Here is a 6,273-nt window from a genome sequence, read left to right on the forward strand (position 1 = left end):
GAAATGCCCGGCAGGTTCACGTCCATCAGCACCGCATCAAAGCCACCCTCCGCCAGCATCTCCAGCGCGGCTTCGCCGGTCGCGGCGATTTCTGGACGGTGACCCAGCCCCTGCAGAAAACCCAGCGCGACCTCCTGGTTGACCGGGTGATCCTCGACCACCAGCACGCGGAGCGGCGGCAGGGATGGTGCCAGGGCCATCCGCAGTGCCGACCGGGTTGCACCCCGCGCAAAGGGCACGTGCAGAGTGAAGGTCGCGCCCTGCCCGCGCTGGCTGGCGACGGTCAGGACACCGCCCATCAGCGCGGCCAACCGGCGCGAGATCGTCAGCCCAAGCCCGGTGCCGCCATAGGTCCGAACGGTCTGCGGGTCTTCCTGCTGGAAGGCGTCAAAGATCCGCTCCAGCGCGTCCGGCGCGATCCCCCGCCCCGTATCGCTGACCGTGAAGCGCAGGCGCAAAGGGTCGGTGTCGGACGGACCGGCCAGCGCCACCGCGATGCGCACTTCCCCCGCGTCGGTGAACTTCACCGCGTTCGACACCAGGTTGAACAGGATCTGCCGCAGTTTGCCCATGTCTCCCCGAAGCGGCGGCAGGACGGTCTGCGGCAACTCTGTCTCCAGCCGTAGCCCTTTCTCCTCGGCCATCGGTGCCATCAGAAGCACGATGTCCCCCAAGGCCTCGGCCAGGTCGAAGTCCACCGTCTCGGCCGCGGTCTGGCCCTGCTCCAGCTTGGAATAGTCGAGGATGCTGTTGAGAAGCCCCATCAACCCCTTGCCCGACGCCAGTGCCGCCTCCAGCCGCGCCACCTGCACCCGCGTCAACCCGTCACGAGGCAGATTGCGCAGCATGCCCAGAACCCCGTTCATCGGAGTCCTGATCTCGTGGCTCATCATCGCCAGGAATTCCGACTTCGCCCGGTCCGCCGCCTCGGCCCGGTCGCGCGCCGCGTCATGCGCCGCCACCTCGCCGCGCAGCGTCTCGGTCTGCTCGTCCACCAGTTCCTGCAGTTCGCTGCGGTGGCGGCGCAGCTCCTCCAGATGCCGCTCGCGTTCCGCCGCAAGTTCGCGGTTGGCGATGGCCTGCTTGCGGAAGACCTCCACGGCGCCCTCCATCTGCGCGATCTCATCGGTGCCGGACCGGGGGATCTCGTCGCCCAGGTCCCCCTCGGCCAGCCCCGTCATCCGCACCGACAGCGCATCCAGCCGCCGGATCAGGTTGCCCCGGACATAGAACCACAGGACGCCCAGCGACAGCACCAGCGCCAGCATCGCCGAGAAGGCATACAGCCGCTGGGTCGCTAGGATCGCCTGTTCGGCCGACTGACCCGCCGTCACCGCATTGGCCTCGATCCGGTCAGCCAGCGCCGAGGCCGCCGTCTCCAGTTCCAGCGCCGCCCGACGCAGCTCGGTTTCGGTCCGGGAGATCCGCTCGGTCACGGCCAGCACCTGACTTGCGTTCTCGAAGATCGCCGCCGTCTCGGGCGGTGCGGTCGGCACAGCTCCGATCACCCGCAAAAGCACCCGGACCCGGTCTGCACGCCGGGGGTCCTGCACCGACTCCAGCCGCCGCGAGATCACCCGGACCCGCGCCGCCAGCTCGTCCCGCAGCCCCTGCAACTCGGCCTGCGACTGCACCCCGGCGACCCGGTTCAACAAAAGCCCGACCTCGGAGGCATGCGAGCGCAGCTCGAACATCAGGCCCATCTGGAACAGATCGACCTCGATCAGCTTGTCCAGCGTGTCCAGCCGGATCTCGGGGTCCGCCGTATCGGTCCCATCCATCCCGTAAAGGCTGGAGATCACCGCCGAGGCCCCCATCTCGGCATTGGCGACCAGCGTGTCGGCGATTTCGGTCAGCTCCACGGCCGCTGCCAGCCCCGCCTCCAGCTGCGCATCGCGCCGGGCGATCAGGCTGATCCGCTGCCGCACCAGCCGGTCGATGGTGGTCAGCGCCTGCCGCAGGCCCGCCTCGGCCGCCAGTGCATTGGCCAGGGCATCATCGGGCAACCCCTCCTGCCGCAAAAGCCGCGCCCGCAGCGCGTTGGCCTGGTCGAACAGGAACGCCGCCCGCTCGGCCCGCAGCGCCTCGTCCGTGACCGCCGCCAGTTCCGGCGCGACGGCGACAACGCGGCTTGTCTCTTCGGCCACGCCGCGGACTTCGGAGATCGCCGGGATCGCCTCGGTCACCACCCGCGACTGGTTCGCGGCGACATCCTTCAGCTCGAACCACCCCAGCACGCCGGTGGCGGCAGGAAAGCCGACGATAAGCCCGATCGCCAGCAGCAGCCGTCCGCCAAGACTCGACTTGAAGCCGAAGTTCCGCAAGGCTTCCCCCAAAGGTTTGCGGATGCAGGCTAACACCGAATCCGCGAAAGGGGAGATGCGATGCACAAGGCCGTTGCGGCGGCGATCCTGATGGCAGCCGTTGCAGGCGGGGCCAAAGCCGAGGTCTGGCAGCTTGAGGCCCGCGCCGTCCCCTTCGACGACAGCAGCGCCGCCGTCCCGCTGACCTATACGCCGCTGAGCCACGCCGCCCGGCCCTGGCGGTTTTGCGTCCTTTACCCGCATCTCAAGGACGCCTACTGGCTGTCGGTCAACTACGGCATGGTCGAAGAGGCCCGCCGCCTGGGCGTCGCCTTCGACGTGTACGAGGCCGGGGGCTACCCCAACCTTTCGCGCCAGATCGACCAGTTGAAGGGCTGCGCCAGCGACGAATTCGACGCGGTGATCCTTGGCTCCGTCTCCTATGCCGGGCTCACAGCCGAAGTGGAACGGATCTCCCGGCTGAAACCCGTGATTGCCACGGTCAACGACATTGACGACAGCGGCATCACCGCCAAGGCCAGCGTCCCCTGGACCGAGATGGGCGCCGCCGCCGGGCGCTTCATTGCCGAGCGTCACCCCAAGGGCAGCCCGCCCGCCCGCATCGCCTGGTTTCCCGGCCCGCAAGGTGCAGGCTGGGTCATCTTCGTCGAGGCCGGTTTCCGCGCCGCCCTTGCCGACAGTTCCGCCGAAATCGTGATGACCCGCTTCGGCGATACAGGCACCGAGGAACAGGTCCTTCTGGTCGAGGAAGTGCTCGAGGCGATGCCCGACATCGACTACCTTGTCGGCAGCGGACCGATGGCCGAGGCCGCCGTCCCGATCCTGCGTGCCCGGGGCCTGGAGGGGAAGGTCAAGGTGGTCTCGACCTATCTCAGCCACGCGGTCTACCGGGGCGTCGTGCGCGGGCGCATTCTGGCGGCACCGACCGACTCGCCCGTCCTGCAGGGTCGGCTGTCCATCGAGATGGCCGTCCGCGCGCTGGAAGATCGCCTGACGACCTACCATGCCGGCCCGCCGGTCTGGACCGTGAAACCCGAAACTGCGGGCGTCGCGGTGATCGAAGGCTCACTCGCGCCCGCCAGTTTCGTGCCGGTCTTTTCGCTTGAAGCAGGTCCGGCCGCAAAGGCAAGCCCTTAGGGACAAATCGAAAACTCCCGCGCGCTGGTTCTGAAGACCTACGCCGTGGTTCAAGGATGGCGACCGACCTCGCCTTACCTTTTCTGGGAAAGCTGCGTCCCTCGGGTTCAGGCTGACCGGTCCCGGAGACGGGCGCGCCTACTCTGATTGGGTCAGCGTGCGCAGGAAAGCCCGGTTGGCCATGACGGCAGCGGCCGGGTCAGTGGCGGCGGTTTCGGATTCCTCTTCGACGACGACCCAGCCGTTGAAGTTTGGCGCTTTGGCCACGGTGGCCAAGACCGTGGGCACATCGCACACACCTTGTCCCAGCATCGCCCAGTTGCCCTCCGCATCGACGTCCTTGAGGTGGACAGAGCGAATGCGGTCGCGAAAGGCGGACAGCGTGTCCGCCATGACCTGCCCGCCGCGCAAGATATGGCCGGTATCGGGCACCCAGCCCACCTGCGGGTCCAGAAGGCTGAAAACGGCGTCATAGTCGGCACGACTGAACAAGAGCGTATCATGATGGGACGAAGGGTGAACCGCCACAGTGACGCCCGCCAGACGGCCGATCTCGGCAGCGCGGTTGTAGACCTCGGCCGCGACCGCGAACTTGTCGGCGCGGTTGCCGGGGGACATCACCGTGGCCGACCCCATCGACACCAGCGCGCCGGGAAAATGCGCCGCGAAATCAACCCAGCGACGCGCAGCATCAAGGTCAGCCCCGATCTGCGGCGGCTCGGTAAATCCGCTATCAGTCCCGAAGGCAAAGGACACCAGCGTCAGCCCGGCATCCGACAGGCGCCGGACAAATTCATTCGGCCGGGTGCCATAGGCGCCGATCATCGTATTGGTGATCTCGATACCGGAATAACCACCTGCGGCGATGGCCTGCACCAGATCATCGGGTCCACCGGTCCATGCGGGGCCGAGCATTTCCCATGTGAAGGTCTGGCAGGCAAAACGCATCTGCAGCGGGGCCATGGTCTGTCCTTGTCTGGTTGGGTCTGCGCGAGGCCGGGGCGGATGAAGGTCTTGGGCAAAGGCTAGGATTAAACGGTCGCTTGCAGCAACGGGATTCGCTACCACAAGCGGGCGACATCAATCGGGAGGGTGGAAGAATGGCTAAGGGCGACGGCTCAGCTCTGCGGATCGGTGTGGTCGGCTGCGGCAGTATCTCGGTCGCCTACATGCGCAATGCGCCGCTGTTTTCCGGGGTCAGGATCACCGCCTGCGCCGATCTGAACCCGCAGGCGGCGGTGCGGCGGGCGGACGAATACGGTCTGCGCGCGTTGGATGTGGACGGCCTCATGTCCGACCCGGAAATCGACCTTGTCCTGAACCTGACGATTCCGGCTGCGCATTATGATGTCTCGATGCAGGCTCTGGCGGCGGGCAAACACGTCTTCACCGAAAAGCCTCTGGCAGTAACGGCTGATCTGGGCCGCGCGCTGGTGGCCGATGCGGATCGGCGCGGGCTGCTGATCGGCTCGGCCCCCGACACGTTCATGGGGGCGGCCGGACGGCGGGCGCGGCGGTTGATGGAAGATGGCACCATCGGCACCCCCGTCACCGGCACTGCCTTCATGCTGGGCCGTGGGATGGAGCATTGGCACCCCGACCCGGCCTTCTACTATCAGCCGGGTGCGGGTCCGGTGCTGGACATGGGCCCCTATTACCTGACGATGATGGTCAACCTGATGGGCCCGGTGCGACGGGTGCAGGCGGTGGCAACCAGCGGTCAGGCAGAGCGGCTGATCACGGCGCCGGGGCCAAAGCAGGGCACGCGCTTTGCAGTCGGCACACCGACAACCGTGCTGTCCCTGCTGCAGTTTGCCTGCGGAGCGACGGTGACCTTTGGCGCGTCCTGGGATGTGTTCCGCCATTCCAACCACCCGATCGAGTTGCATGGCACGAAAGGGTCATTGCGGTTGCCCGACCCAGACACCTTCGGCGGCGTGCTGGCGGTATCTGACGGCGGGCAGGACTGGCAGGAAACCGATACGGCCGGGCTGCTTTACGGCGCGGTGAACTGGCCGGTGATGGCTCCGGACCGGGCGAACTACCGGATGCTGGGCCTGGCAGACCTGGCGCGGGCGCTGCAGACCGGGCGGGCGCCCCGCGCCTCGGGCCAACTGGCGCTGCATGTGCTGGAGGTGATGGAGGCGATCCTTCGCGCGGGCGAAACCGGCGTCGCGCAGTATGTTGGCGGCACGACAGCGCAGCCCGCCGAACTTGGCGAGGATGAGGCACGTCGTCTGCTGGCTTAGGGTTACGCCGCGTCAGACGTAGCGTACCTCTACCCCCAGCCGATCCAGACGGCTTCGGATGGGCTGCGGCATGTCACTGTCGGTGATGACCATGTCCACCCGTGAGACCGAAAACGCCTTGGATGCGGCCCCGATATCCCACTTGCTGGAATCGGCCAGCAGGATCACCCGGCGCGCCATCCGCACCAGATTGCGTTTGGTGCGGGCGATATCCTCGTTCACATCCACGACGTCGAAGGCCGCGTCGATGGCGTGGGCGCTGAGAAAGGCCTGATGCGCCACCAGCCCGCCGACCGCCTTGTCAAAATCGGCGACAATGGTGCTTGCCGTGCTGGCAAACACCCGCCCGCCGATCATGTGGACGTCCAGCCCCTGCCGGTGCATCAGATACTGGTCGATGTTCATCGCTGTGGTGGCCAGCAAGCTCTGTTGCACAAATCCTGTCAGGGATTCATCTTGTGAATCCAGCGTGATAGCTGGAGGTCATGAGCAGACCGAACACTCCGACTTACAAGACCCTGAACTGGCCCGCGTATAACAAGGCGCTCAAGCGCCGTGGATCG

General features: G+C 66.7%; 5 protein-coding genes. 2 read left to right on the forward strand and 3 right to left on the reverse strand.

The features are described from left to right. On the reverse strand, nucleotides 1-2,324 hold a 2,324-nt coding region (locus tag U1E69_RS14130), incomplete at its 3' end, for an ATP-binding protein (protein ID WP_322245011.1). 60 nt (nucleotides 2,325-2,384) lie between these two features. Between U1E69_RS14130 and torT the strand changes: the two genes are divergently transcribed. Then, entirely contained in the window at nucleotides 2,385-3,461 is a 1,077-nt protein-coding gene (torT, locus tag U1E69_RS14135; RefSeq protein ID WP_322245012.1) for a TMAO reductase system periplasmic protein TorT, read from the forward strand. 138 nt (nucleotides 3,462-3,599) lie between these two features. Here the strand turns inward: torT and U1E69_RS14140 are convergent, their stop codons facing one another. Continuing rightward, the gene (locus tag U1E69_RS14140) at nucleotides 3,600-4,424 is read right to left on the reverse strand and encodes a sugar phosphate isomerase/epimerase (RefSeq protein WP_322245013.1); all 825 of its coding nucleotides are present in this window, start codon (nucleotides 4,422-4,424) and stop codon (nucleotides 3,600-3,602) included. 137 nt (nucleotides 4,425-4,561) lie between these two features. On the opposite strand from U1E69_RS14140, the gene U1E69_RS14145 reads away from it, so the two are divergent. Then, nucleotides 4,562-5,710: a Gfo/Idh/MocA family oxidoreductase gene (locus U1E69_RS14145; RefSeq protein ID WP_322245014.1), complete on the forward strand. Its 1,149-nt coding sequence runs from the start codon at nucleotides 4,562-4,564 to the stop codon at nucleotides 5,708-5,710. 12 nt (nucleotides 5,711-5,722) lie between these two features. Here U1E69_RS14145 and U1E69_RS14150 read toward each other — a convergent pair whose 3' ends face one another. Further along, nucleotides 5,723-6,133 carry a hypothetical protein gene (locus tag U1E69_RS14150; RefSeq protein WP_322245015.1) on the reverse strand — a complete coding sequence of 137 codons (411 nt, stop codon included), beginning with the start codon at nucleotides 6,131-6,133 and terminating at the stop codon, nucleotides 5,723-5,725. Nucleotides 6,134-6,273 lie beyond the last annotated feature (140 nt).

Origin of the sequence: Tabrizicola sp., assembly GCF_034366665.1 — a bacterium.
Taxonomy (GTDB): Bacteria; Pseudomonadota; Alphaproteobacteria; order Rhodobacterales; family Rhodobacteraceae; genus Tabrizicola.

Bases quoted from the DNA above. Each gene is read 5' to 3' on its own strand.
- torT (WP_322245012.1), top strand. From the start codon at position 2,385: ATGCACAAGGCCGTTGCGGCGGCGATCCTGATGGCAGCCGTTGCAGGC.
- U1E69_RS14140 (WP_322245013.1), bottom strand. From the start codon at position 4,424: ATGGCCCCGCTGCAGATGCGTTTTGCCTGCCAGACCTTCACATGGGAA.
- U1E69_RS14145 (WP_322245014.1), top strand. From the start codon at position 4,562: ATGGCTAAGGGCGACGGCTCAGCTCTGCGGATCGGTGTGGTCGGCTGC.